This window comes from Pseudomonas sp. W15Feb9B (assembly GCF_000828175.1).
Taxonomy (GTDB): domain Bacteria; phylum Pseudomonadota; class Gammaproteobacteria; order Pseudomonadales; family Pseudomonadaceae; genus Aquipseudomonas; species Aquipseudomonas parakoreensis.
In genome coordinates this window covers 59,850-85,841 of the sequence record NZ_JTKF01000035.1, presented here as the reverse complement: position 1 = coordinate 85,841, position 25,992 = coordinate 59,850, and the positions used below count along the sequence as shown (strand labels likewise).

Genomic DNA, 25,992 nt, shown 5'->3' with positions numbered 1-25,992 from the left:
CCTCTTCTAAAAGCATCGCGGGCAAGCCGCGCTCCCACAAGGTTAACGCTAAACCTGTGGGAGCGTGGCTTGCCCGCGAATGTGAGCGCAGCGAATGCTCTTAAGCAATCACCCGCTTCTTCTCAACCATCCGGCTGCGCCCATACAACACGACAATCGCCAGAATCGCCACGGCCTGCGCCAATAGCGAATAAGCGTCGGCATGAATCCCCAGCCAGTCGAAATCGAAGAACGCCACCGGCCGCGTACCGAAGATCCCGGCTTCCTGCAACGCCTTCACGCCATGCCCGGCGAACACCACCGACAACGCGCAGAGCAGACCGGCGTTGATGCTGAAGAACAGCGCCAGCGGCAGTTTCGCCGAGCCACGCAGGATCACCCAGGCCAGACCGATCAGCAGCACCAGCGCCGTCGCACCACCGGCCAGCACCGCATCATGCCCGGCGGGACCGGCCTGCAGCCACAGGGTTTCGTAGAACAGGATCACTTCGAACAACTCGCGGTACACCGAGAAGAACGCGAGGATCGCAAAACCAAAGCGCCCGCCGCCGCCCACCAGACTCTGCTTGATGTAATCCTGCCAGGCCGCGGCGTGGCGCCGGTCGTGCATCCACACGCCGAGCCACAGCACCATGACGCTGGCGAACAGCGCCGTGGCGCCCTCGAGCAGTTCACGCTGCGAGCCGCTGACGTCGATCACGTACGCCGCCAGCGCCCAGGTACCCAGACCGGCGAGCAGCGCCAGGCCCCAGCCGACATTGACGCTGCGCACCGCCGATTGCTGGCCGGTATTGCGCAGGAACGCAAGGATCGCCGCCAGCACCAGAATCGCTTCGAGGCCTTCGCGCAGCAGAATCAGCAGACCGGAGATGTAGCTCAGCGACCAGCTCAGGCCATCGCTGCCAAGCAGTTCGGCAGACGCTTTGAGCTTGCCCTTGGCCGCGTCCAGGCGCTCTTCGGCCTGCGCCACCGGCAGACCATCCTGCAACGACTGACGGTAGGCCATCAGCGATTTTTCGGTGTCCTTGCGTACGTTGGCGTCGACGTTATCCAGCGAACTTTCGACCAGTTCGAAACCTTCCAGATACGCCGCCACCGACAGGTCATAGGCCTGATCACGATCACCGGCGCGGTAAGCCGCCAGGCTTTTGTCCAGCGTCGCGGCGGTGTAGTCGAGCAATTGCGCCGGGCCGCGTTTGACCTGCGGTGGCTGGGCGCGCTGGGCACGGAAGGTCGCGGCGACTGGCGCACCTTCGGCGGCCTGTACTTCGGCCGGCGTCTGGCGTGCCAGATCAGCGATATTGAAAGTCTTGTCGGACTTGGCGGCGGCCGGGTCGGCACTGAAGCCGGCGATGTAGGTCGCCAGGTCCCAGCGCTGACGGTCGTCCAGTTGATCGGCGAACGCCGGCATGTCGGTGCCTTCGACACCTTGGCCGAGGGTGCTGTAGATCGCGTACAGGCTCAGATGATCCATCCGCGCGGCATCGCGCAGGTTGGCCGGTGGCGGCGCCATGCCGAGGCCCGCCGGACCGTCACCGGCTCCGTTGGCACCGTGACAAACCGAGCAGGTTTGCGCATACAGCGGCGCGCCACGGGTCGGATCCGGCGTGATGATCGGCGCCTGGCTGACCTCATACGCCACCGCCAGTTTCGCCCCCAGTTGCCGGGCCTGACGGGCGACGTCGGCACCATCCTGCTTTGCCGTGATAGCCGCATGCAGAGCTTCGACGCCCTGCTCCAGCGCAGCCTTCTCCGGTTTGGCCGGCAGACCGCCGATCAGTCCTTGCAGCACTTGGGTGAATTCCAGCTGCTCGCGGTATTCGCCGTCGTCGACGACCTTGCCCGCTTCAACCGTCGGCGGGTAGTCGGCGCTGATGTAATCGAGCAGGTGCAGCGCTTGCGGGGCGCCTTCCACCGTGTCGGCCAGCAGGTTGAAGCTGCTCAGGGCACACAAGGGGAACACCAGCCAGGCCAGAAATCGGGACGCGGCAGTCATGAATGAGTCTCAAATGGAAATGCGAAGTTACATATTGTTCACTTCGAACGCTTTTCACTCAAGCGTTGTCGATGTACGCCACCTGGGACGGGTGCCATGAACCTGCGAAAACGGACGCATCACTTGGCCACTACCGCACTCTATACTGCGCCACCTCATTGCATTTGCTGCTCAAGGACGAACCCTCTTCATGCGCCATAGCTTGCTGCTACCCCTGTTGATCGCCACCGTTGTGCAGTTGAACGGTTGCGGTGCGTATCGCAATTACGATCTGGAACTGCAACAGACCACCGCCCCGCTCAAAAACGGCAACATCGAAGGTGCCCTTTCGGTGATCGAAGCGAACAATCCGGACCCGGAAAAAGACCTGCTCTACTACTTCGAAAAAGGCGCCGTACTGAGTGCCGGCGGCGATTTTGCGCAAAGCCAGACCACCTGGCGCAGCGCCGAACAGATGATTATCGAACGCCAGGACACAATCCAGACCACTGGTGACAAGTTGCTTGCAGCAATGGGCGATCACTGGGGCAGCATCATCAACGACAAGCTGCGCCGCTACGATGGCTACGACTATGAAAAGGTCATGCTGACCACGCAAATGGCCCTCAATCAGTTGGCGCTAAATGACTTCGATGGCGCTCGCGCCGACATCAAGAAAACCCACGAGCGCGAAGCGCTGATCGCTCGGCAACGGGAGCTGGAATACGAAAAAATCGAGGAAGCAGCCAAGGCCCAGGGCGCACGTGTGCATTACAGGGATCTGCAGGGCTACCCGGTGGTAATGCTCGAATCGCCTGCGGTGATTGCCCTGAAAAACGGTTACCAAAGTGCATTCAGTCACTATCTCGCGGGCTTCACTTATGAAGCGCTGGGTGAAAAGGATCTTGCCGCACCCGGATATCGTCAGGCCATTGAACTGCGCCCGGACGTAGCCTTTTTTCAACAGGCACTGCGCGACCTCGGCAGCCCCGGACTCAAGGCCGATGAAAGTGACGTGCTGATCATTGTGCAAAGCGGGCTGGCACCTGCCCGCAGTTCAGTACGCGTGCCGTACCCGGTGAAGCTGGCAGACGGGCAAGTCATCGTCGCCAACATTTCGTTTCCGGTGATGGTGCCGGACACCTCAACCCCGCCGGTCAGTCAGGTGAGTATCGATGGTCGCCAGAAGAAACTGATCGCGGTCAACAGCATCACCGAAATGTCCTTGCGCACGCTGCGTGACGACATGCCCGGGATTATCCAGCGCACGACCTATCGGGCATTCCTCGCCGCAGATGTTCAAGGCACGGACAATCGACGCAACCCGAGCAAGGCGTCCTACGTGACTCACTGGGACAATTTCGAACACGCTGACACCCGCACCTGGCGCACCCTGCCTGACCTGACGCAGGTTGTGCGCCTGCGCCTGAAAAAGGGCGAGCATCTGATCAGCCTGTCGAATACCACGGCGCCGCTGAAGATCCGTATCGACCAGCACCGGCAGATGATCGGCCTGCGCGTGCTCGGTGGACAGATTTACGCCAATGGCAGCGCTTTTCAGTCCCGCACCTCGCTGGAAAATCGAGTATCCAGCCTGAAATAAGTAATGGCACCAAACTAACAAGTGCGATTAAAAAGCTATTACATGGCCAGCATCGCCCGCTTATAATGCCGCGCCCTCGCTATAGCGACGCGGCATAAAAGCTCCTCTGGTTATGAGGAATTGGCAGGAGGCCAGCGCCACTGTCGATGGGTCACACCAGCCCGACCAGCACCGGCGGCTGATGCAGTTACTAGCTCAGGGAAGAAGTACCCCCATGGCATTGCGCACTCCCACCTTGATCGCGCTCAGCGCTGTCACTCTGCTGTCAGGCTGTTCGGCGTTTCGCAACTACGATTCGGAACTGGCCCAGACCAACCAGCAACTGGCCACCGGCAACGTCGACGCCGCGCTGACCCTGCTGGAAAAGAACAACACCGGCCCCGACAAAGATCTGCTCTATTACTTCGAGAAAGGTGAGTTGCTGCGCGCCAAGGGTGACCTGTCCGGCAGCCAGAACGCCTGGACCAGCGCCGACCAGGTGGTCGGTCAGTGGGAGGATTCGGTCAAGCTCGACTCCGGCAAATACCTGGCCCAGTTCGGCAGCTTCATCGTCAACGACAAGGTCCGTCGCTACGAAGGTTACGACTACGAGAAAGTCATGCTGACCACCCAGATGGCCCTCAACCTGCTGGCCGTCAACGACTTCGATGGCGCCCGCACCGCGATCAAGAAAACCCACGAACGTGAAGCGGTGATCGCCGACCTGCGCGACAAGGAATACCTCAAGAGTGAGGAAGAGGCCGAAAAGGAAGGGATCAAGACTCAGTACAAGGATCTGCAAGGCTACCCGGTCGCCAGCCTCGACGCGCCGGAAGTGGTCAGCCTGAAAAACAGCTACCAGAGTGCGTTCAGCCATTATCTGGCCGGTTTCGTCTACGAAGCCCTGGGCGAGAAAGACCTGGCTGCACCGGGCTACCGCAAGGCGGCCGAACTGCGCCCGAACACCCCACTGCTGGAGCAGGCGCTGGTCAACCTCGACAAGCCGAGCAAGTCCGACGACAGCGACATCCTGATCGTGGTGCAAAGCGGTCTGGCACCTTCGCGCGATTCGATCCGCGTGCCGCTGCCATTGCCGATCTCCAACAATGTGGTGATCACTCCACTGTCGTTCCCGATCATCAAGCCTGACACCTCCACCGCACCGTTCGCGCAGATCGGTGTCGATGGCCAGCAAGTCAACCTGACGGCCCTCAACAGCACCACCGCCATGTCCCGCCGCGCCCTGCGCGATGACATGCCGGGGATCATTGTGCGCACCACCGTGCGCGCAATCACCAAAGGCGTGGCGCAGAAGAAGATCAACGAAACCAATCCGCTGGCCGGTCTGGCCGTGGGTATCTCTTCAGCCGTGCTGGAAGGTGCCGATACCCGTACGTGGCGCACCCTGCCGGACAATACCCAAGTGGTGCGTCTGCGCTTGAAGAAAGGCGAGCATCAAGTCAGCCTGCCGAGCGCCGTCGGCGGTTCGCTGGTCAAGGTCACCGTCGATCAGCGTTATCAAGTGATCAGCCTGCGAGCGGTGGGCAATCAGGTATTTGCCGGCGGCGTCGCCGCCCATGTCATCCCGAGCGTCGGCGCGACCAACGTCGCCAGCCTCAAACAACCTTAAGAACGGAGTCTTTGCATGCGCTTCAAACTCTTCGCCGTTGCCGCCCTCGCCGTCCTGGCCAGCGGCTGCGCCACCCCGCCACCGCCGGAGCCGGGCAGCGCCGCGAGCAAGGTCGTGGCCATGGGCCCGCAGAAACACATCGCGGTCGGCGCCATGCGCGTCGCCCGTGAGAACGGCTTCATGACCGTCAATGTGCAGTTGACCAACACCCTCAACAGCAACAAGACGTTCTACTACCGCTTCGCTTGGCTCGGTGCGGAAGGCTTTCCGGTCGCCGAGGAAGAAGTCTGGAAAAGCCAGATGATGTACGGCGCTCAGACCAGCTTCATCCAAGGCATCGCCCCGACCCCGAAAGCCGTGGACTTCCGTCTCGAACTCAAGACGCCTTAAGCCCGCCAACCTATTCCTGTATTAGAGAGCATTCCCATGTTTGCACGCTTTTCCCTGATCGCTGTCCTCGCCCTGCTGGCCTCCGGTTGCGCCAACACCTCGCCGACCCTGGGCAGCAAGAACATCAGCTACGGCGACACCAAAGCAGTTGAAACCGTGACCAACGAATTCGGTTCGACCGACCTGCAGATGATCGCCGAATCGATGACCCGCTCCCTGGCCCAGTCCGGCATTCTGCAGGGCCGCCCGGTGGTGCAGGTCTACGACGTGAAAAACAAGACCAGCGAGTACATCGATACCCGCGAAATCACCACCAGCATCAAGACTCAGCTGATGAAATCCGGCACTGCCCGCTTCGCCAGCGACAACACCGCGATGCAGAGCCAGGTCGATCAGCTCAAGCTGCAAAACCAGAGCGGCCTGTACAAGAAGAGCACCGTGGCCAAGACCGGCAACATGATCGCCGCCAAATACCGTCTGGAAGGTTCGATCAGCTCGATCGTCAAGCGCAGCAGCGACTACAAGGACGTCTTCTACAAATTCAGCCTGCAACTGATCGACGTCGAAAGCGGTCTGGCCGAGTGGATGGACGAAAAAGAGATCCGCAAAACCACGGAGCGTTAATTGATGCGCGCATGGATTGGCATGATGGCCCTGGCTTGCGCGTTCAGCGTGCAAGCGGCCCCGAAAGTCACGGTAACGGATCTGGCGTATCAGGAACGTGTGGAGCAGTACATCCACATCGTCTCGGCGCAGAACAATTACCGCGAGGGTTACTACAGCTCCAGTGGTTCGTCGAACTACAACGAGCTGGAAGCGACCACCAGCTACATCGAACAGGGTGAACTGCGTAAATTCACCGGCGACATCAAGGGCGAGATCCTGCGCACCGGGATGTTCCAGCTGGTGCAGGGCACGCCGTACACCGCGTCGTCCAAGGGTGACGTCTATGACGTGATCAAGCGCATCAAGGCCGGCAGCTTCAAAGGCGCCGACTACGTGCTGTTCGGCACCGTATCCGACATCGACTTCACCCAGGACATGAACGAGCTGGCGCACACCGACAGCTATTCGGCGGTGCTGGGTCTGACGCTGGTGGCGGATTTCAGCCTGATCAACACCAAAACCTACGAGATCACCTCGGCCTTCACGGCGATGGGTGAAGCGCAGGACACCAAACTGGTGAACGGCCGCGACATCAAGATCTCGCTGAACCGCCCGCGGGTGGTGCGTGAAGTGTCGAAAGCGCTGGGCGAAGACGTCGCCGGGCAACTGAGCATGCAGCTCGGTGGCGGCGGTTACGAGCAGCCGCGTGAGGCGCAGCAGCGCAACAACCTGCCGCGTGATACCGCGCCGGTGATTTTGCACTGACTCTTGGCTGAACGCGTTCTGTGGCGAGGGAGCTTGCTCCCGCTGGGCTGCGAAGCAGACCCAAAAGCTTGTGAGCGCTGCGCACTCAAGCGGGAGCAAGCTCCCTCGCCACAATTGAGCGTCACTCCAAAGTCTTGGCGGATAAAAAAGGCGACCTCATCAGGTCGCCTTTTTTGTGCCCGCGCGCTTTACACCGCCGCTTTACGCAACGTCGCCATGAACGCAGCGGCGCCAATGAACAGCCCGGCAAACGTGCGGTTCATGCGTTTCTGCTGCTTCGGCGTGCGCAACAGGCGTAGCACCTTGGACGCCAAACCCGTGTAGCCAGCCATGACAACCAGATCCACGCAGATCATGGTCACGCCGATCACCAGGTACTGCATCAGCAGCGGTGCATGGGGATTGATGAACTGCGGCAGCACTGCCAGCATGAACACCAGCGCCTTGGGGTTACTGATGTTGACCAGGAAGCCGCGAAACACCAGCGCCAGCGGTTTACCGATCGGCCGGACTGCTGCGTCATCGCTCATGTCCATGGGCAGTGCACGCCATTGCTTGACCGCCAGATAGACCAGATAGGCCACACCGAACCATTTGATCGCATAGAACGCAGTGGCCGAAGCAGTGAGAATCGCGCCGACGCCAGCGCCGACAATCGCAATCTGTACCGCCAGGCCAACTTGCAGGCCCAACGCGTTCCAGTAACCGCGCCAGAAACCGTATTGCAGGCCGCTGGACATCGACGCAATGGCGCCAGCACCCGGGGACAGACTGATCACCCAGCAGGCGGCAAAGAATGCCAGCCATGTTTGAAGCTCCATCGCACACCTCGACTCTGAATCGTGACAGACGTCAAAGCTAATGCGGTTTGGGCCTAAAAGCAAAAGATCGCAGCCTGCGGCAGCGCCTACATTGAAATGCGATCCCTGCAGGAGCTGCCGCAGGCTGCGATCTTTTGATCCTGTCTGGAAAACTACTTCTCGAACCCGCTGGACGGAAACACATCACTCCCGCGCCAACGCCGCACCGAGCGCTGGAAGAACAGGCTGTTCGGCACTTGTACCATGGCGCTGCCAGTGCCCAGTTCCTCTGCCTCGATCAACGTGGTGTAAAGCAGATTGATCGCCACCACCCGGCCTTTGACCCCGGGTTTGTCAGTGGTGTCGACCAGCTCCACCACATCGCCGAGGCGGAACGGGCCGACGGTGAAGATCAGGATCGCGCAGAGCAGGTTCGACAGCACACTCCACATCGCGAAGAACGCCACCGCCGCCACCGCGACGAAACCCGACAGCGCCGTCCACAACACCGTGGCCGACACGCCGAGGCGCTCCAGCACAAAGATCAGCGCACTGCCCATGATCAGCCAGCGCAGACCGCCACGCAGCGGCATCAGCAACTGCGGCGGAAACGGGTAGCGCTCACCCAGACGGGTCAGGCCTTTGGCAACGAAGCGCTGGGCCAGATAGCCGGCCAGCAGGATCAGCAGAATCTGCACGCCGAGCCAGATCGGCTCGACCCACACCGCCGGCAATGGCCACTTGAACGCGTCCATCAGGACAGCGCCTCCAGCTCCGCCTGCATGCTTTCCAGCGTCTCGAGCGCCTCCATCCACGCTTCTTCCAGCTCGGCTTCGCGCACTTTCAGCCTGGCCTGCTCGGCCAGCAGATCACGCAACTCGTTCTTGCGCGCCGGCTCGTAGATGTCGCTGTCACCGAGGCTGGCGTCGACCTTGGCGAGTTTCTCGTGCAGTTTGCCCAGTTCGGCTTCGAGCTTGTCGGCTTCGCGTTTGTGCGGCGCCAGTTGCTGACGCAATGCAGCGGCGGCCTGGCGCTGAGCCTTCTTGTCGGTTTTGTCCGGGTTAACCGGCGTGTTGCTGACCGGCGCGTTGCGCTGACGGTATTCCACCAGCCAGCGCGCGTAGTCTTCAAGGTCGCCATCGAACTCTTCGACCTTGCCGTCAGCGACCAGGTAGAAGTTGTCGGTGGTGCTCTTGAGCAAGTGCCGATCGTGAGACACCACCAGTACCGCGCCGCTGAATTCCTGCAGCGCCATGGTCAGCGCCAGGCGCATTTCCAGGTCGAGGTGGTTGGTCGGTTCGTCGAGCAGCAACAGGTTCGGTCGCTCCCAGGCGATCAACGCCAGGGCCAGACGCGCTTTTTCGCCACCGGAGAAATTCAGTACCGGCTCGTCGATCCGCGCGCCACGGAAGTCGAAACCGCCAAGGAAGTCGCGCAGGGTCTGCTCGCGTTCGGTCGGCGCCAGACGCTGCAGGTGCAGCAACGGGCTGGCCTTGGCATCCAGCGAGTCGAGCTGATGCTGGGCGAAGTAGCCGACCACGGTGTTCTCGCCGCGTGTCAGGCGCCCGGCCAGCGGTTCAAGCTCGCCGGCGAGGTTCTTGATCAGGGTCGACTTGCCGGCACCGTTCGGCCCGAGCAGACCGATCCGCGCACCCGGGGTCAGTTGCAGCTTGACCTTCTCCAGGATGGTTTTTTCGCCGTAACCCAGACGCGCATCGGACAGGTCGATCAGCGGGCTGGAGATCTTGGTCGATTCACGAAAGACGAAGTCGAACGGCGAATCGACGTGGGCCGCCGACAGCTCTTCCATGCGCTCCAGCGCCTTGATCCGGCTTTGCGCCTGACGGGCCTTGGTGGCCTGGGCCTTGAAGCGGGCGATGTAGCTTTCCATGTGCGCACGTTGCGCCTGCTGCTTTTCGTAGGCCTGCTGTTGCTGGGCCAGACGTTCGGCACGGGCACGCTCGAACGCGGTATAGCCGCCCCGGTACAGGGTCAGTTTGCGCTGATCGACATGGGCCACGTGATCGACCACTTCATCGAGGAAGTCGCGGTCGTGGGAAATCAGCAGCAGGGTGCCCGGGTAGCTTTTCAGCCACTCTTCGAGCCAGATGATCGCGTCGAGATCCAGGTGGTTGGTCGGTTCGTCGAGCAGCAGCAAATCCGACGGACACATCAAAGCCTGCGCCAGGTTCAGACGCATCCGCCAGCCACCGGAGAAATCGCCTACCTGACGATCCATCTGCTCGTTGGTGAAACCCAGACCGGCGAGCAACTTGCGCGCCCGCGCGTCGGCGGTATAGCCGTCGGCGCTGTCGAGCTCGGCGTGCAGGCGGGCCAGCGCCGTGCCATCGTGGGCCGCTTCGGCGACGGCGAGGTCACGTTGCACCTCACGTAGACGCAGGTCGCCATCGAGCACATAGTCGACCGCCAGACGCTCGAGGGTGTCGACCTCCTGGCGCATGTGCGCGATCCGCCAGTCGGCCGGCAGCAGGCAATCGCCCGAGTCCGGGTGCAACTCGCCGCGCAGCAAGGCGAACAGGCTGGATTTGCCGGCGCCGTTGGCACCGATGAGGCCGGCTTTGTGGCCGGCGTGCAGGGTCAGCTCGGCGTCTTCTAGCAGACGTTGCGGGCCACGCTGTAAAGTCAGGTTCTGAAGTCGGATCATAATGGCGGCGGAGTCTACCAGCTTCGCTCACAACTGGCGCGAGTAGCACGATGTCCTCTGACCTGTGGAGCTTTTCCCTTGCCACCTACGCCCGACCGGGCGTGGAACCTGCCTGCCTGCAACTGCAAGCGGCGGGGGCCAATGTCTGCCTGCTGCTCTGTGGTCTGTGGCTTGAGCAACGTGGCGCAGCTTGTGACGAACAGCGCCTGGAGCAGCTGAAAAAGCTGGTGGGGCCTTGGGATCAGGAGGTGGTGCAGCCACTGCGTGCGTTGCGCACTCAATGGAAAACCCTGGCCGAGGAAGATTCGGTACTCAAAGGGTTGCGAGAACAAATGAAAGCGCTGGAGCTGGAAGCCGAACGGCATCTGCTGTGGCAACTGGAACAGGTCGCTCAGGACTGGCCGCGCGATGACGTCTCAGCGTCGGGGCAATGGCTCGAGAGTCTGGCGGGATCGACCGCCAGCCCGAACCGCGACGCGCTGCAAGTGCTGCGCGTCGCGGCAACCGGCACTTAGGAAGCGCTGGTCGGGTTACTGCTGACGCTCGACGCAGCGGCTGGCGTTGGCGCCGTCGTGGTGGTCGAGGTAGAAGCGGCTGGAGCAGGTGCAGCGGCCGGCGCCGGAGCGGCTGGCTTGGCAGCCGGTGCAGTCGCCGGTTTGGCGGCAGCGGGTTTGGCAGCGGCCGGTTTTTTCGCGGCGGGTTTGGCAGCCGGTTTAGCGGCTGGCTTGGCGGCGACTGGTTTGGCAGCAGGCTTGGCCGCAGCGGTCGCAGGTTTTGCTGCTGCAGGTTTGGCCGCGGTTTTAACAGCAGGCTTGGCCGCTGGTTTGGCAGCAACCTTGGCAGCAGGTTTTGCTGCTGCAGGTTTGGCCGCAGTTTTTGCTGCCGGTTTCGCAGCGGCGGTTTTCGCGACAGGTTTGGCAGCCGGTTTTACCGCGACTTTGGCAGCTGGTTTAGCAGCAGCGGTTTTTACCGGAGCGGCTTTGCGCGCAGCAGGTTTTGCCGCTGGCTTGGCAGCCGGTTTTGTCGCTGCAGGTTTGGCAGCGGCAGTACGAGCAGCCGGTTTCGCAGCGCTCGCCGCAGCCGGTTTTTTAACTGCGGTTTTGGCAGCAGGTTTGGCGGCAGGTTTGGCGGCGGTTTTAGCCGGTGCCTTGGCCGCTGGTTTTGCCGATGGCTTGGCTGCAGCAGTTTTCGCCGGCGCTTTTGCCGCCGCAGGTTTCGCGGCCGCTTTCTTCGCAGGCACTGCTGCAGGTTTTGCTGCGCGAGATGTCAACGCCTTGCCGGCGGCTTCTTGCACACGACCGACACCCTGGGCCAGTTTCAGGCTTTCCTGGGCGTCGCGCTTGAGTTGCAGAATGTAGCCACGAGTGTCGGACTGACGATCCTTCAGCGCATCGAGCAGGTCTTCGAGTTCTTTGACGGCAGCCTTGGCCTTGTTCTGCGCCTTGGCTTTACCGGCAGCGGCTGCGTCCTGCAATTTGGTGCGGGATTTGTGCAGTTTTTCTTGCGCCTTGCCGCGTTGCTTTTCCAGTTTGGCGAGCAGTTTTTCAGCATCAGCCAAGGCTTGGGAGCAAGCGTTTTCCAAATGCTCGAGCAGGCTGCCCGAGAGTTGTTGGAGTAAGTGCAACGGAGTGTTTACAGGCTTCTTGGTGGCCGACATGGTTTACCTCCTGGCTGACGTGAGTGCGGCTCATACTAGACCTCTGCAGTTACCGCCGCTAGGTCATCTTGACAGTAACGAAACCGTTGCGTTGCAACGAAGCGAAAATGTTCTGCACAAAGACAAAAGCAGTTCACCGTTGCAGACGTTCGCGCTGGCATAATCGCCCGCATCTCAGGACGGAGTGTGCCCATGTCGCGCTACCTTGTTTTATCCCTCTGGATGATTTTTTCTGCCGCCCACGCCGACGAAAAAACCACCGCGAACGATGCTCACGATCTGGCCTACAGCCTCGGCGCCAGCCTCGGTGAGCGCTTGCGCCAAGAGGTCCCGCAATTGCAGATTCAGGCGTTGGTCGACGGATTGCAGCAGGCCTATCAAGGCAAGCCATTGGCACTGAGCGAAGCACGGATCGAGCAGATCCTCGCCGATCACGAGTCGCAAAACGCCGAACACTCTACGCTGCCTTCAAGCGATGCCGCGATGGAAAACGAACAACGTTTTCTCACCGCCGAAAAAGCCAAGCCAGGCGTAAAGGAACTGGCCGACGGCATCCTGTTGACCGAGCTGACCCCGGGTACCGGTGCCAAGGCCGGGCCCGATGGAAAAGTGCAGGTGCTGTACGTCGGTCGGTTGCCGGATGGCACGGTGTTCGACCAGAACACTCAACCGCAATGGTTCAGCCTCGACAGTGTGATTGCCGGCTGGCGTACCGCACTGCAGAACATGCCGGTAGGTGCCAGGTGGCGGCTGGTGATTCCATCGGATCAGGCCTACGGGGCCGACGGTGCGGGCGATCTGATCGCGCCATTTACACCACTGGTGTTTGAAGTCGAGTTGCGCGGCGCAACGAGCTGATCGCACCCGGCGCGCAGGCATAAAAAAACGCGGTGCACTTTCGATGCACCGCGTTTTTTATGCCTGCGAGAAACCTGTCAGGCCTGAACCGGATCTTCCTGCTTGTGTGCCGTGTGCAGCACTTCAATCAGACAGTCTTCCAGCTCGAAGCGCTCGTGCAGCAGGCCACCCAGTTCCTTGAACTTCTCGGCGACGCATTTGCCTGCATCGCAAAGGTCGTTGAACGCGAGGAGTTTTTCGGTGATGACGTCGATACGCGGGTAAAGGGTTTCGGCAAGTTCCAGGCCGCGCTTGTCGTTGAACGCCTTGGCTTCACCGGTCAGTTGTTCGTAGATCTCGAAGTGCCCGGCCGAGACGTAATCGACCAGCACACCGCAGAATTCCAGCAAGGGTTTACGGTTCTCGGACAGAGCCTGTGGCTTGTCGCCCAACTTGTCGTAGGCACCGATCAGATCTTCACGCTCTTGCAACCAGCGGTCGATCAGCAGATGAACTCCACCCCAGCGTTCCTGAGCATTCTGACAACTTTCGAGCATGGCGATCTCTCTTCCCTTGTGGGTCATGCTGCTCTACACCCGCGCCCCTCTTCTGGCTGTTATCGCTTGGAGGCGGACCGGGCAGAGCGTCATCGAGCAACATAAATCCAATGACACGTGCGGGCCAGATTATGCCCGCACGCCTGTGGCTTCAAGGTACGCAGGAGATAAAGTTCATACAAGTGTTTAATCCCTGACCAGCGCGCGGTGCGACGCTTCGCCGCTGGGGGAGCGCTGCAGAGCGCTCCAGACCAGCCGCAGCAATTGGTACACAGACAGGATGAACATTGCCACAAAGAACAGCAGGCTCCACTCGGGGATACTCAAATCGAACAGTGTCCAGGAAATTTCTGCGCAATCTCCACCGCCTCTGAGCATCCGCACCGTGGCACACAACCAGGGCAGGTTGCTGAACAACGCTTCGGAATCAGGCGCGCAGCGGGTCATTTGCATCAGCGGGTCACTCTGCAGCAACACCTGTCGCCAGGCCGCCGTCGTCCCGCCCAGGCTCAGGCCAAGCGCGGCGCCCCAGTACAGCGACAGGCCGACACGCCGTGGGCCATGGACTGCCGCCACCCCGCAACACAACGTCAGCAACGCCATGAAGAACCGTTGCGCCAGGCACAGGCTGCAGGGCGTCAGCCCGACCGCATACTCGAGATAATAGGAAGCTCCCAGGGCCATAGCCCCTGCAGTGAAAGCCGTGAATAACAAGGAGCGTGAACAGGCCAACGACATGGCTTTTCCGTAGCAGTAGAGACAGGCAGTTACGGTAGAGGAAAGCTTGTCAGCCTTTCAAGGCGGAGCTCTGGCGACAGTTCACCAGAAGTGTAGGGAAAACCCGACAGACTCGAGAGGAATAGGCGTAGTCCCCTGTAGGACTTCGCCCAAGACGCCCGCCGGTGGTAATTATTCGCTCACTGAACGTTCACGAGGGAGCATGCTCCCTCGCGAAATCAGGCGTGAACCGGCACTGGCAACGGCGCAGCCAGCAGGCGCTCATCCAGCAATCCGAGACCTTCCTGGAACAGCTGGTTACTGCGCTCGGTGTCACCCAGTTGCGCAAGCAGACGCGCCAGCTCTGCACAGGCTTCCGGATTGCGCTGCAGCCGCAGACTGCTTTCCAGGTAATCCCGTGCCTTGCCCCACAAACTGGTTTGCAGACAGAGACGACCGAGGGTCAGCAACAGGCTCGGATCCGCCGGATGCTCTTTGAGCCAGCCTTCGGCGGTCTGCAACTGACGCGCCGGATCACTGCCGCGCACCAGGCCATACAGCCGAGCAAGATGGCTGTCGTACTTGCGCTTGAGGGCGCTGCGCAGGACTTCTTCCGCTTCAACCTGTGCGCCAAGCTGACGCAGTTGCTCGGCGTAGGCCAGCACCAGCGCCGGTTCCTGACGCTGCGCGGACGTCAATTGCTCCCAGGCACGGGTGAGTGATTGCAGACCCACTTTGCCGTCCTCGTCACGATGCGCCGCCAGCGACAGGTTGTTACCCCAGGCTCGCCGTTCCAGTTCAGCCAGTTCGGCTGGCGGCAGAGCCTTGTCCTTGCGCAGTTCCGGCAACAGGCGAATCACCGCCGACCAGTCGCCGCGCTGCTGATGCAGACGCTGCAACTGCCGCAAAGTCTGCACGTTATGCGGATGCCGCTCGTGCATCGCTTGCAGGGTCACCAGGGCGCCGTCGGTATCACCGCGATCGGTCTGCAATTGCGCATGACTCAAGGCAATCGCCAGTTCGGCCTGCGGCTGGCGCTCCAGCGCACGCTCAAGCAACTGATCGCACTCCTCGTACTTGCCTTGCTCGTTGGCCGCGCGTGCCGCGCCGAGGTAATACAACAACGGCTGGCGCTCGGCCTCGGCGGCGCGAGACAGATGACGTTGCGCGCTGGCCCAGCGACCTTCGGCCAGATCCAGCTGACCGTGTTCGATGGCCACCTGCACTCGCCGGCTGCGATTACGTCGCGACCACGGGTTGACCACACCACTGGAGGCCATGACCAGCTCGACCAGGGCCTTGATGCCCCAGATCAGCAGCCACAACACCGCAATCAGTGCCAGCGTCGCCCACAGACTCGATTCATAACGGAAGCTCTTGTAGGCGATCAGCACGTAACCGGAGTGCTCGGCAATCGCCAGGCCCAGCGCCGCCGTCGCGGCGATCACCAGAAACACGATCACATACAGGCGTTTCATGGCGTGGTCTCCTGCGCGGTGTTGGCGGCAGGTTTGGCGAACGGTTTGACCGATTCTTCAGCGTTGACGTTACGCCGCTCCAGATAAGCCTGCACCGCGCTCAACGTGCCGGTCAGGTCCGGCGTCTTGACGGTGACCGGTTGCTGGCTCAGCTCGGCAACCTGTTCGAGCATGGTTTTGCTCTGCGGATTGTCCGGGTTGAAATTGCCCTTGAGCACGTCCCGCGCTTCGGTCAGCGCCTGGGTGTAGACGGGCGCCTGGCCATTGAGCGCCGCCCATTGTGCCTGCTCCAGCGCCAGGCTCAGGGCCAGACGCACCTGGCTCAGGCTTTGCCCGGCCAGCAGTGGCTTCACGTTCTTGTCGGCATTGAAATCGATGCGGATGTAGCGCGACACCTGATCCCACCACTGCGCCCAGCGACTGGCGCCATCGCCATCAGCGGTCAGGCCCAGCAGTGACTCGCCACGATCCTTGTACTCCGGGGCCAGTTCGGTCAGTTCGATAACCTGGTCACGCAAGGCGCCAATGCGCAGGAACAGGCCGGTGCGATCCGGCTGTTCGGTGCTGCGCAGCGCGACGAGGGTTTTCGCCACTTGCTCGCGGGCGGCGAACGATCCCGGATCATTCTGCTCACGAAGAATTTCGTCAGCGCCCTGCACCAGCGCCTGAGCGCTGCTGATGTCCTGCAAGGCCGAAAGGCGCAGGCTGGCCAGTCGCAGCAGATGCTCGGCCTCGGCCAGACGCCAGTCCTTGCGGCTGGCACCGAGGACGGTTTCCAGACGCTGATTGAGGCGTTGCTGATCACCCTGCAGTTGCGTCACCAGACGCTGGCGCTCGGCGAGCTCATCGGCACCGGGCAGTTGCGCGAGACGCTCGGTCAGGCGCTGTTCGTTGAGCTTGAGGCTCTGCGCCTGATCGTTCAACGCCTGCACCTGGCCAGACTGTTGCGCAGTGTTGGTCTGCAGGTGACGCACCTGCCAGACACCCCAGCCACCGATCGCCACGCCGGCAGCGCCGAGCAACAGGGCGACAATGGCCAGGCCGTTGCCTCGGCGCGGCGCTTGGGCCGGCGGTGGCGTTTCAACCTGGGCATCGATCACAGGCTGGACATCATCTTTAGGCAAGGCTGTTTCGCTCACGTATCCATCCTTTGCATTAGAGAACGGGCACGGGATGCTCCCGTAACGCCGTCAGCAAAGCCGCAGCACTCGCGCCACGGCAATCCACAACTGTTTGGGCCCCGGCGGCACGTGCCAGCTCGGCGACCCTTGGGCTTGGCACAAACAACGGCAACTGCGCAATCGCCGGCCAGGCAGCGCCGGCCAGTTGGCACAGGTGCTCGAAACCCTGTCCACTGCTGACCACCAGCCCGTTCAAGCGTTCCGCTTCGATCCGTCGTGGCAGTTCATCCGGGGCATAGGCTGGCAGGTCACGCCTGTACAACTCCAGATACTCGACACTAGCACCTAGCGCACGCAGGCGCTCGGCGAGCAGCTCGCGACCTCCCTCCCCGCGCAGGATCAGCACCTGCGCGTCGGACCCGCTGACCGCTTCGCGCAGACGCGGCAATTGCAGCAGGGCTTCACTGTCATCGCCGTCGGCGGGAAAGTGTACGTCGAGACCGTGATCGCGAAGAATCTGCGCGGTCGCCGCGCCGACGCTGAACCACGGCATCGACAACGACTCAGGCCCATGAGCGTCCAGCAGATCAAGCGCAATCCGCGCCGCCGGTTTGCTGACCACAATGACCGCGCTGCAACCCGACAGTTGCGCCAGAACCCGACGTATCTTGTCAGAGACCGGCAGCGGCACGATGTCCAGAAGCGGCAGGCAACTGCTGAAAAAACCTTCTGCGGCCAACACCCCGGCCAGCGCCGCGCAGTCATCCGCAGGACGCGTCAGCAGCAGGCGCCAGGCAGTCACTCGTGACCTGCCTCGCCATACACCGCTTTGAGAATGTCGTCGGCCCCCTGACTGAGCAAGGCTTCAGCGACCTGCACGCCCAATGCTTCGGCATCGGCGCGCGGCGCGCGGGCCTCGGCGCTGAGCAGCTTGCCACCGCTCGGCTCGCCCACCAGGCCACGCAGCCACAACTGCTCACCTTCAAGCACGGCGTAGCAGGCGATCGGCACTTGGCAACCGCCATTCAGATGTTTGTTCAGAGCACGTTCAGCGGTCACGCGCGAAGCGGTGTCGGCATGGTGCAAAGGCGCGAGCAAGGCGTGGATTTGCGTATCGGCGCTACGACATTCGATGCCGACCGCGCCCTGGCCACCGGCCGGCAGACTGTCGTCGACACTGATCGCCGAGGTGATGCGGTCTTCGAAACCGAGACGAATCAGGCCGGCTGCCGCAAGAATGATCGCGTCGTACTCACCGGCATCGAGCTTGGCCAGACGGGTGTTGACGTTGCCGCGCAGGAAGCGGATTTCCAGATCCGGGCGACGGGTCAACAGTTGTGCCTGACGACGCAGGCTGGAGGTGCCGACGATGGCGCCGGCGGGCAGCGCGTCCAGACTTTGATAGGTATTGGAAACGAAAGCATCACGCGGATCTTCACGTTCGCAGATGCAGAACAGGCCCAGGCCTTCAGGGAAGTCCATCGGCACGTCTTTCATCGAGTGCACGGCGATGTCGGCTTCGTTTTCCAGCAGCGCGGTTTCCAGTTCCTTGACGAACAGGCCCTTGCCGCCGATTTTCGACAGCGGTGAGTCGAGCAGCTTGTCGCCGCGACTGACCATGGGCACCAGCGTCACCAGCAGACCCGGATGGGCCTCCTCAAGACGGGCTTTGACGTATTCGGCCTGCCAGAGGGCCAGCGCACTTTTACGGGTGGCGATGCGGATTTCGCGAGAGGACATGGATCAATCCGTACTGAATAGATACGACGGATAATAACAGCTCAGCCAAATCCACTTTGACTTGAATCAGAAACGGCGTGGCCTCCCTGGCCTGCAATGCCCGGCAGAAGAACGTGCAACCGCGCGCGAAGGCTGGGTCAGAGGCCCTGCATCATCTTGCGCACACCGGCCACATGCCGCCGGCTGACGATCAGCGCATCACCATTGAGGCCTTTGAGAAATAGCTGGAAATGCCCCAGCGGCGTGCGTTGCAGACGCTCGATACGGTCGCGGGCGACCAGCGCGTTACGGTGGATGCGCACGAAACGCTCGCCGAATTCGTCTTCGAGGGCCTTGAGCGGCTCGTCCAGCAGCACCTCGCCACTTTCATGGCGCAGGGTCACGTACTTGTGATCAGCAATGAAATAGACCACCTGATCCAGCGGGATCAGTTCGATGCCTTTTCGGGTTCGGGCGCTGATATGACTGCGCGGGCCGTTGCCGCTTTCGGCGGCAGGCCGGGTCAGGGCCGAAAGTTGCGCCCGGTTGGGACGTTCAGCCCGCTTCAGGGCGTCATGCAGATGTTCGGTTCGCACGGGTTTCACCACATAGCCCACGGCGCTGGCCTGCAGGGCTTCCACGGCAAATTCATCGGGGCTGGTGCAAAACACCACGGCCGGCGGCGTTTCACGCTCGCACAGACGGGCAGCCACCTGCAGGCCATCGAGGCCCGGCATGCGGATATCGAGCAGCACGATATCCGGCTTGTGGCTGTCGATCAGCGCCAACGCCTCTTCGCCATTCGTGGCGCTGGGCTCCAGAACTGTATAACCCTCGAGCTCGCTCACCATTCGGCTGAGGCGCTCGCGAGCCAGTGGTTCGTCATCAACGATCAGGACATTCATATTGCGCTGGATTCCTGCGTGAGTCTCGCACAAGGATAGCGTAGACAGGTGAAGTGACGTCCGTCACCGCGATCCACGCTAAGACTAGCCCGAGCGCCAAAAAGTGCCGTACGTCGGCCAGCAATATTTGCCAGTGTCCGGGTCGTACTGCTCAAAGCCCGCTGTTTTCTGCGTTTTTCACGGGGTATGCCAAAGGACAAATCCACCCACCCCCTCTTCTTATAGTCGGCGTCCAGACCTTAGCGCGATCTGCAGTCGCGCCGACCCTTATGTCCAACTGTAGACGCTTGCCGGGCCGATATTGCTCAATCGAAAAATATCCTTGCGCAAATCCCCTGCAGACAGCGCCGACTATGAACGAGCAGATGAGAAAAAAACGTATCGACCGGTGTCAGCGACAGGATTGGCAACCCTGTTATTATCCGCGCCAGCGTTTCACGCCTTCTTTCTCCAAGCCGATACGAGCGAATTCATGAGCACTGACAAGACCAATCAGTCCTGGGGCGGCCGCTTCAGTGAACCCGTCGACGCCTTCGTCGCCCGCTTCACCGCCTCCGTCACTTTCGACCAGCGCCTGTATCGCCACGACATCATGGGCTCGATCGCCCACGCCACCATGCTGGCCAAGGTCGGCGTGCTGACGGATGCCGAGCGCGACAGCATCATCGATGGCCTGCAGACCATCCAGGGCGAAATCGAGGCCGGCCAGTTCGACTGGCGCGTCGACCTCGAAGACGTGCACATGAACATCGAAGCGCGCCTGACTGACCGCATCGGCATCACCGGCAAGAAACTGCACACCGGGCGCAGCCGTAACGACCAGGTCGCCACCGACATCCGCCTGTGGCTGCGTGACGAAATCGACCTGATCCTGGCCGAAATCACTCGCCTGCAAAAAGGCCTGCTGGAGCAGGCCGACCGTGAAGCGGCGAGCATCATGCCCGGCTTCACTCACCTGCAGACCGCACAACCGGTGACCTTCGGCCACCACATGCTGGCCTGGTTCGAAATGCTCAGCCGCGACTACGAGCGTCTGGTCGACTGCCGCAAGCGCACCAACCGCATGCCGCTGGGCAGCGCTGCGCTGGCCGGCACCACCTACCCGATCGACCGCGAATACACCGCGCAACTGCTGGGTTTCGATGCCGTCGGCGGTAACTCGCTGGACAACGTTTCCGATCGCGACTTCGCCATCGAATTCTGCTCGGCCGCGAGCATTGCGATGATGCACCTGTCGCGCTTCTCAGAAGAGCTGGTGCTCTGGACCAGCGCGCAATTTCAGTTCATCGATCTGCCGGATCGTTTCTGCACCGGCAGCTCGATCATGCCGCAAAAGAAAAACCCGGACGTGCCGGAGCTGGTACGCGGCAAGACCGGCCGTGTATTCGGCGCGCTGATGGGCCTGCTGACCCTGATGAAAGGCCAGCCATTGGCCTACAACAAGGACAATCAGGAAGACAAGGAACCGCTGTTCGACGCGGCCGACACCTTGCGCGATTCGCTGCGCGCCTTTGCCGACATGATCCCGGCGATCAAGCCGAAACACGCGATCATGCGTGAAGCGGCCCTGCGCGGTTTCTCCACCGCCACCGACCTGGCGGACTACCTGGTACGCCGTGGCCTGCCGTTCCGTGACTGCCACGAAATCGTCGGTCACGCGGTGAAATACGGCGTGGACACTGGCAAGGATCTGGCCGAGATGAGCCTGGAAGAATTGCGCCAGTTCAGCGACCAGATCGAGCAGGACGTGTTTGCCGTACTGACGCTGGAAGGCTCGGTGAATGCCCGTGACCACATCGGCGGGACAGCGCCGGCGCAGGTCAAGGCAGCGGTGGTTCGCGGTCAGGCGTTGATCGCAAGCCGCTAAAAGCATCGCGGGCAAGCCCGCTCCCACAGGGTTCTTTGTTGGAACACAATTTTGTGTTCGACCCAAAGACCTGTGGGAGCTGGCTTGCCAGCGATTACCTATTTACAAACGCCGCAATACTCACTTCTTGGCAGCGATCATCGCCAAAAACGCCGGCATCGCCGCCTCTTTGTCCGCCGCAATCTTCTGCACATGCGGATTCTGCTCAAGCCGCTCCAGCAGCGCCTTGGCTTTCGGCATCTCCGCCAGCAAATCGATCCCGAACAACTTTTGCCCGACCGCACAGGCCAGCGGCACGCTGTACAGGAAGTACAGATCCGCGATGCTCAAACTGTCGCCCGCCACGTACGGGGCGAATTTGCCGTGTCGGCCCAGTGCCGCAAAACCCAGCAACAGCTCGGCTTTGGTTTTCTCCTTGATCGCGTCCGGCACCGTCGCGCCGAAGAACGCCTCGCCATAACAGGCGCGCCCCGGCAGCTCGATGTACAGCTCGATTTCCTTGGCAATCGCCAACACCTGCGCTCGCTCGAATGGATCGCTCGGTAACAGCGGCGTACCTTTCTGGGTCTGCTCAAGGTATTCGAGGATGATCGCGGTTTCGTTAATAAATCCGGCATCGACACCGAGTACCGGTACTTTGCCGCGCGGGCTGATCGCCAGCGATTCCGGGGTCTGCGTCGGGTAGAACGTCACCTCTTCGAACGCCAGGCCTTTTTCCAGCAGCGCCAGTTTGACCATGTTGTAGTAGTTGCTGACAGCGAATCCATAGAGCTTGAACATCACATAGCCTCCAGGCCGTGCGGGGTGGGCAGGCACTGTTTATAGATCGCCCGTCACGATCCTGCCAGCAGCATCACGCCGCTGAATGCGGGTAAACTGGCGCCTTTCCTTGAGGAGCCTGCCATGAGCGAGCCGACAGACATCGACAACGACGAAGAAGAGTTCACCGAGGCGACGCTGATCGAAGCCATCGAGAACCAGATCGAAAGCGACAACCCGCCAGCCGCCAAGGCGACCTTCAACAAGCTGACCCTCGTGGGTGGCGAGCGCGAAGAGATCCTCAACCTGATGGCGCACGTACTGGCCTATGAGATTGACGCGATGCTCGACGAAGACCGCGCGTTCGATACCGAGTGGTATGAAACCGCACTGCGTGCGCTGCCAGAGCTGCCACCGGAAAAGCAGTAAGCAAAACACATCCCCTTGTGGGAGCGAGCCTGCTCGCGAATGCCGTGTATCAGCAAAAACAACGCTATATGACACACCGCTTTCGCGAGCAGGCTCGCTCCCACACAATTTGTCACCCATCCATCCAGCCATCTCTCCGGCCCCGACTACACTGGAATCCGCCTCAAGACAAAATCCCTGATCTGAGCACTGGACATGCCGCAAAAGCGGGTTCACCTTAGGGACGCTGTCGTCCAATTCCTAGAAAGTCTGGAGTCCTTATGTCGCTTACCCCTGAGTTGGTTGCCGAACTGGAAGTCCTCGCACTCTTCAACCTGGACAGTTCCCAGGAAGGTTTGAAAATTCATCAGACCGCTGCCCCGAAACACATTGCCGCCGCCAAACGCCTCTTCGAAAAAGAACTCACCGACCAGCCCGATGGCGGGTATCTGACCAGCCTGGGTCGCGATGCCGCGCAAAATGTGCAAACCGTGCTGACCATTCTGAGAGAGCAGGAAACCGCCTGATTCCCCCTTCTTTTGCCCACGGGAACTCCTGCCACGGGATTTCCGCGGGCCTGCCTGGCCCTCGCGCTAAAAATCTGACGTCAAAAAACAAATTCAGCTTAAAAGTCCCGCCGTGCAAAGGCTAAACTGCCTCCCATTCCGAGACCCTCTTCGTCCGAGCCCACGAGCCGGTTTGAGCTGACATGACGCGCACCCACGAAATCCGCCCCGATCTGGACGAAGGCATCGACCGCAAGGTACTCAGCCAGCTGCGCGCGCGTTTTCTCAAGCTCAATGAAGGTCGCCTTGGCCGGGCACTCGAAGGTCTGTCGACCCGCCAGCAAGGCGTGCTGACCCTGCTGCCGCTGTTCTTCCACGTCAATCACCCGCTGTTGCCGGGCTATGTTTCCGGCAGCACGCCAGCCGGGCTGTCCAACTATGAACCGGACGCTACCGCCCTCGCCGAAGCACAACGCCTGACTCGCTCGTTCTCCTACAAACCACGCCACGGCAGCAACCCGCCACGGCCAATTCACGGGCTGTTCCTGATGGGCAGCCTCGGCACCCTGGCCCAGGCCGATCAGAGCGACATGGACGTGTGGGTCTGCCATGCGCCGGATCGGGGCGAAAGCGAGATCGCCGAGCTGCGCAAAAAATGCCAGCTGCTCGAAGCCTGGGCCACGACCCAGGGCGCCGAGGCGCACTTCTTTCTGATCGACCCGGTGCGTTTCGTCACAGGCGAACGCGACAGCCAACTCAGCTCCGAAAATTGCGGCAGCACTCAGCACTATCTGCTGCTGGACGAGTTTTATCGCACCGCGATCTGGCTGGGCGGACGCACGCCGATCTGGTGGCTGGTGCCGGTCTACGAAGAAAGTGCGTACGACCTGTACACCCACACTTTGCTGTCCAAGCGCTTCATTCGCGCCGACGAGACGCTGGATCTCGGGCATTTGGCGAGGATTCCGCCGGGCGAGTTCATCGGCGCCGGCCTGTGGCAACTGTTCAAGGGCATTGAGTCGCCCTACAAATCGGTACTCAAGTTGTTGCTGACCGAGGTCTACGCCAGCGAACACCCGAACGTGCAGTGCCTGAGTCTGCGTTACAAGCAGGCCGTGTTTGCCAATCAACTGGATCTGGATGAGCTGGATCCGTACATGGTCGTGTACCGACGCATCGAAGAGTACCTGACCGCCCGCAACGAGCCGGAGCGGCTGGAGCTGGTACGACGCGCGTTGTACCTCAAGGTCAACCGCAAGCTCACTGGCAGCAGCCGCACCCAGAGCTGGCAGCGCTCGCTGCTGGAACGCCTGGCGCACGAATGGCATTGGGATCAGCGCCAACTGGCCCTGCTCGACAGCCGCAGCCAGTGGAAAGTCCGCCAGGTCAGCGCTGAACGCCGCGCCCTGGTCAATGAGCTGAATTACAGCTACCGCTTCCTGACCCAGTTCGCCCGCAGCGAACAGACCGTCAGCCTGATCAACAAGCGTGATCTCAACGTGCTCGGGCGCCGCCTGTACGCGGCGTTCGAGCGCAAGGCCGACAAGGTCGAATTCATCAATCCCGGCATCGCCCCGGACCTGGCCGAAGACACCCTGACCCTGGTGCAGTCGCCGAACAAGAAAGAACCCGGGCAAACCCAGTGGGGCTTGTACAACGGCAGTCTGAACGCTTTGGAATGGGAGCACTTTGCGCCGATCAAGCGCAGCCGCGAGTTGCTCGAGCTGCTGACCTGGTGCCATCGCAACGGCGTGATCGACAGCAGCACGCGCCTGGCCCTTCATCCCGGCACCAGCGACATGAGCGAGTTCGAGTTGTTCAACTTGCTCGGCAGCCTGCAGCAGTGCATCGCCCTGCCCCTGCCAACCGTTGCAGAAGAGCCGCTGCTGCGCGCCGCGATGCCGAGCGAGGTGCTGATACTGGTCAACGTCGGTGTCGACCCGCTCAAGCATCATCGCGACCTGAATATCCTGATGACCACCGAGCGCACCGATTCGTTGAGTTACGCCGGGGTGCGCGAAAACCTTGTATTGACCCTCGATCAAGTCACGCTCAACAGCTGGAATGAAGTGCTGGTCAACCGCTTCGACGGTCCCCACGCATTGCTCGATTGCCTGCGCGACTACCTCAACAACCTGCCGCGCGGCCCGCAGCAGCCGTCATTGAAAGTGCGCTGCTTCTGCCACAACCGCGCACAGTTCATTGCCCGGCGCGTCGAAGAAGTCATCGACACCGCGCAGACCCTGTTGCTCAGCGAGCTCAATCACCGCTACCTGATTCAGGTGCAACAGCACTATCACGTGCTGGAACTGGTGCCGGGCCAGGTCAATCACGTAGCCCTCGCGACATTGCCGGCGCTGCTGGATTATCTGGGCGAAGAACAGCCGCGCTACAGCCCGCTGCACCTGGATCCGATGGCGCTGGAGGATCATGACCTCGCGCTGATTCTGCCCATGGGTCAGCCGGAGGCGATTCAGGTGTTCTACCGGATCACCGAACAACAGGCCGAGTTGTATGTGCTGGATGAGTTCAACGCGCTGTGGCAACAACATCTGCCGTATCACGACGAACAGAGCCTGCTGGTGCCGCTGCAGCGTTTCCTGCAATCGATCCAGTACCGGCGAGAAGCACTGTTGCCGATGGACGGCAGCCCGGCGATCAGCCTCGAAACCTTGTATTACCAGTTATTGCCTTCAGGCCCGGGGCGCGCGCGCCGGGTCGAAGCACGGCCGGCGCCGCAAACCCCGGTGAACAAACCGTTCTACGATGTGCAGGCAATCATTGGCAAAGCCGCACCGGGCGAAGTGCAGGTCACCCTGTATTGCAATCAACGAGAATTCAGCGAGCTCGAACATGGCGACCAGCTGTTTCGCGTGGTCGCCCGGGAGATCGTCGAACAGCGCCGCGAGACCGAGCGCTATCGCTGCTATATCACCGACCTGGACCTCTCGGGCCTGCTTGGTGACGGGCAGAGTTCAAGCAATCTGTATTTGCGCTACAAGGCCGACCTGGAGCGCGCCCTGAACGAGGCGCTCGAACAGATCTGAG

24 protein-coding genes and 1 pseudogene are annotated in these 25,992 nt (G+C 61.3%); 11 read left to right on the top strand and 14 right to left on the bottom strand.

The annotated features are described in order from the left end of the window. Positions 1–100: 100 nt before the first annotated feature. Positions 101–1,996 (bottom strand): FTR1 family protein, encoded by a 1,896-nt coding sequence (locus tag OC71_RS18145; RefSeq protein ID WP_041072027.1) that lies wholly within the window; start codon positions 1,994–1,996, stop codon positions 101–103. A gap of 190 nt (positions 1,997–2,186) precedes the next feature. Between OC71_RS18145 and OC71_RS18140 the strand changes: the two genes are divergently transcribed. From OC71_RS18140 to OC71_RS18120, 5 genes are all read left to right on the top strand, one after another. Next, entirely contained in the window at positions 2,187–3,578 is a 1,392-nt protein-coding gene (locus OC71_RS18140; protein WP_041072026.1) for a COG3014 family protein, read from the top strand. Between the two features lie 214 nt (positions 3,579–3,792). Next, entirely contained in the window at positions 3,793–5,187 is a 1,395-nt protein-coding gene (locus OC71_RS18135) for a COG3014 family protein (protein WP_041072025.1), read from the top strand. Positions 5,188–5,202: 15 nt separating this feature from the next. Continuing rightward, positions 5,203–5,577, top strand: a complete 375-nt coding sequence (locus tag OC71_RS18130) for a YcfL family protein (RefSeq protein ID WP_041072023.1) — start codon at positions 5,203–5,205, stop codon at positions 5,575–5,577. Between the two features lie 36 nt (positions 5,578–5,613). After that, positions 5,614–6,201 carry a penicillin-binding protein activator LpoB gene (gene lpoB / locus OC71_RS18125; RefSeq protein ID WP_003229365.1) on the top strand — a complete coding sequence of 196 codons (588 nt, stop codon included), beginning with the start codon at positions 5,614–5,616 and terminating at the stop codon, positions 6,199–6,201. A 3-nt stretch (positions 6,202–6,204) separates the two neighbouring features. Beyond that, positions 6,205–6,948 (top strand): hypothetical protein, encoded by a 744-nt coding sequence (locus OC71_RS18120; RefSeq protein ID WP_041072022.1) that lies wholly within the window; start codon positions 6,205–6,207, stop codon positions 6,946–6,948. Positions 6,949–7,136: 188 nt separating this feature from the next. Here OC71_RS18120 and rhtB read toward each other — a convergent pair whose 3' ends face one another. The 3 genes from rhtB to OC71_RS18105 all read right to left on the bottom strand — a co-directional run bounded on the left by rhtB (position 7,137) and on the right by OC71_RS18105 (position 10,413). Then, complete coding sequence (gene rhtB, locus OC71_RS18115) at positions 7,137–7,769, bottom strand: homoserine/homoserine lactone efflux protein (RefSeq protein WP_041072021.1); 633 nt, start codon at positions 7,767–7,769, stop codon at positions 7,137–7,139. A gap of 152 nt (positions 7,770–7,921) precedes the next feature. Beyond that, complete coding sequence (locus tag OC71_RS18110; protein WP_003229371.1) at positions 7,922–8,503, bottom strand: mechanosensitive ion channel family protein; 582 nt, start codon at positions 8,501–8,503, stop codon at positions 7,922–7,924. Continuing rightward, on the bottom strand, positions 8,503–10,413 hold the full coding sequence (locus OC71_RS18105) for an ATP-binding cassette domain-containing protein (RefSeq protein ID WP_041072019.1): 1,911 nt from the start codon (positions 10,411–10,413) through the stop codon (positions 8,503–8,505). The genes OC71_RS18110 and OC71_RS18105 overlap by 1 nt, the downstream gene beginning before the upstream one ends. Before the next feature lie 50 nt (positions 10,414–10,463). Here OC71_RS18105 and OC71_RS18100 point away from each other — a divergent pair, with 50 nt between their 5' ends. Then, complete coding sequence (locus OC71_RS18100; protein WP_041072017.1) at positions 10,464–10,928, top strand: TIGR02444 family protein; 465 nt, start codon at positions 10,464–10,466, stop codon at positions 10,926–10,928. Here OC71_RS18100 and OC71_RS18095 read toward each other — a convergent pair. After that, a complete protein-coding gene (locus tag OC71_RS18095; protein WP_041072015.1) occupies positions 10,925–12,070 on the bottom strand; it encodes an AlgP family protein in 1,146 nt (381 codons plus the stop codon). The two genes, OC71_RS18100 and OC71_RS18095, sit on opposite strands and share 4 nt — an antisense overlap. Before the next feature lie 192 nt (positions 12,071–12,262). Between OC71_RS18095 and OC71_RS18090 the strand changes: the two genes are divergently transcribed. Next, positions 12,263–12,928: an FKBP-type peptidyl-prolyl cis-trans isomerase gene (locus OC71_RS18090; RefSeq protein ID WP_041072013.1), complete on the top strand. Its 666-nt coding sequence runs from the start codon at positions 12,263–12,265 to the stop codon at positions 12,926–12,928. Positions 12,929–13,005: 77 nt separating this feature from the next. On the opposite strand, the gene OC71_RS18085 is transcribed toward OC71_RS18090, so the two are convergent. From OC71_RS18085 to OC71_RS28795, 8 genes and pseudogenes are all read right to left on the bottom strand, one after another. Further along, on the bottom strand, positions 13,006–13,464 hold the full coding sequence (locus tag OC71_RS18085; RefSeq protein ID WP_041072012.1) for an Rsd/AlgQ family anti-sigma factor: 459 nt from the start codon (positions 13,462–13,464) through the stop codon (positions 13,006–13,008). A gap of 186 nt (positions 13,465–13,650) precedes the next feature. Further along, entirely contained in the window at positions 13,651–14,202 is a 552-nt protein-coding gene (locus OC71_RS18080) for a disulfide bond formation protein B (RefSeq protein WP_041072011.1), read from the bottom strand. A gap of 218 nt (positions 14,203–14,420) precedes the next feature. Beyond that, positions 14,421–15,659, bottom strand: a complete 1,239-nt coding sequence (locus tag OC71_RS18075; protein ID WP_041072010.1) for a heme biosynthesis protein HemY — start codon at positions 15,657–15,659, stop codon at positions 14,421–14,423. Then, positions 15,656–16,798, bottom strand: coding sequence for a uroporphyrinogen-III C-methyltransferase (locus OC71_RS18070; protein WP_041072009.1), 1,143 nt, complete (start codon positions 16,796–16,798; stop codon positions 15,656–15,658). Before OC71_RS18070 ends, OC71_RS18075 begins: the two co-directional genes overlap by 4 nt. A 16-nt stretch (positions 16,799–16,814) precedes the next feature. Beyond that, positions 16,815–17,582, bottom strand: a complete 768-nt coding sequence (locus tag OC71_RS18065; RefSeq protein ID WP_041072007.1) for a uroporphyrinogen-III synthase — start codon at positions 17,580–17,582, stop codon at positions 16,815–16,817. Next, on the bottom strand, positions 17,579–18,520 hold the full coding sequence (hemC, locus tag OC71_RS18060; RefSeq protein WP_041072005.1) for a hydroxymethylbilane synthase: 942 nt from the start codon (positions 18,518–18,520) through the stop codon (positions 17,579–17,581). The genes OC71_RS18065 and hemC overlap by 4 nt, the downstream gene beginning before the upstream one ends. Positions 18,521–18,657: 137 nt before the next feature. Next, positions 18,658–19,404 carry a LytTR family DNA-binding domain-containing protein gene (locus tag OC71_RS18055; protein ID WP_041072003.1) on the bottom strand — a complete coding sequence of 249 codons (747 nt, stop codon included), beginning with the start codon at positions 19,402–19,404 and terminating at the stop codon, positions 18,658–18,660. After that, positions 19,401–19,541, bottom strand: a pseudogene (locus OC71_RS28795) (sensor histidine kinase); the annotation flags it as partial. The gene OC71_RS18055 and the pseudogene OC71_RS28795, both read right to left, overlap by 4 nt. Positions 19,542–19,876: 335 nt before the next feature. On the opposite strand from OC71_RS28795, the gene argH reads away from it, so the two are divergent. Then, positions 19,877–21,271, top strand: coding sequence for an argininosuccinate lyase (gene argH / locus OC71_RS18050; protein WP_041072002.1), 1,395 nt, complete (start codon positions 19,877–19,879; stop codon positions 21,269–21,271). 120 nt (positions 21,272–21,391) lie between these two features. Here argH and OC71_RS18045 read toward each other — a convergent pair whose 3' ends face one another. Next, a complete protein-coding gene (locus OC71_RS18045; RefSeq protein WP_041072000.1) occupies positions 21,392–22,051 on the bottom strand; it encodes a glutathione S-transferase family protein in 660 nt (219 codons plus the stop codon). Between the two features lie 123 nt (positions 22,052–22,174). Here OC71_RS18045 and OC71_RS18040 point away from each other — a divergent pair, with 123 nt between their 5' ends. The 3 genes from OC71_RS18040 to OC71_RS18030 all read left to right on the top strand — a co-directional run bounded on the left by OC71_RS18040 (position 22,175) and on the right by OC71_RS18030 (position 25,991). Next, complete coding sequence (locus OC71_RS18040) at positions 22,175–22,459, top strand: hypothetical protein (protein WP_041071998.1); 285 nt, start codon at positions 22,175–22,177, stop codon at positions 22,457–22,459. Between the two features lie 260 nt (positions 22,460–22,719). Then, the gene (locus tag OC71_RS18035) at positions 22,720–22,965 is read left to right on the top strand and encodes a TIGR02647 family protein (protein ID WP_003229392.1); all 246 of its coding nucleotides are present in this window, start codon (positions 22,720–22,722) and stop codon (positions 22,963–22,965) included. Positions 22,966–23,147: 182 nt separating this feature from the next. Next, positions 23,148–25,991: a class I adenylate cyclase gene (locus tag OC71_RS18030; RefSeq protein ID WP_041071996.1), complete on the top strand. Its 2,844-nt coding sequence runs from the start codon at positions 23,148–23,150 to the stop codon at positions 25,989–25,991. Position 25,992: the final 1 nt, after the last annotated feature.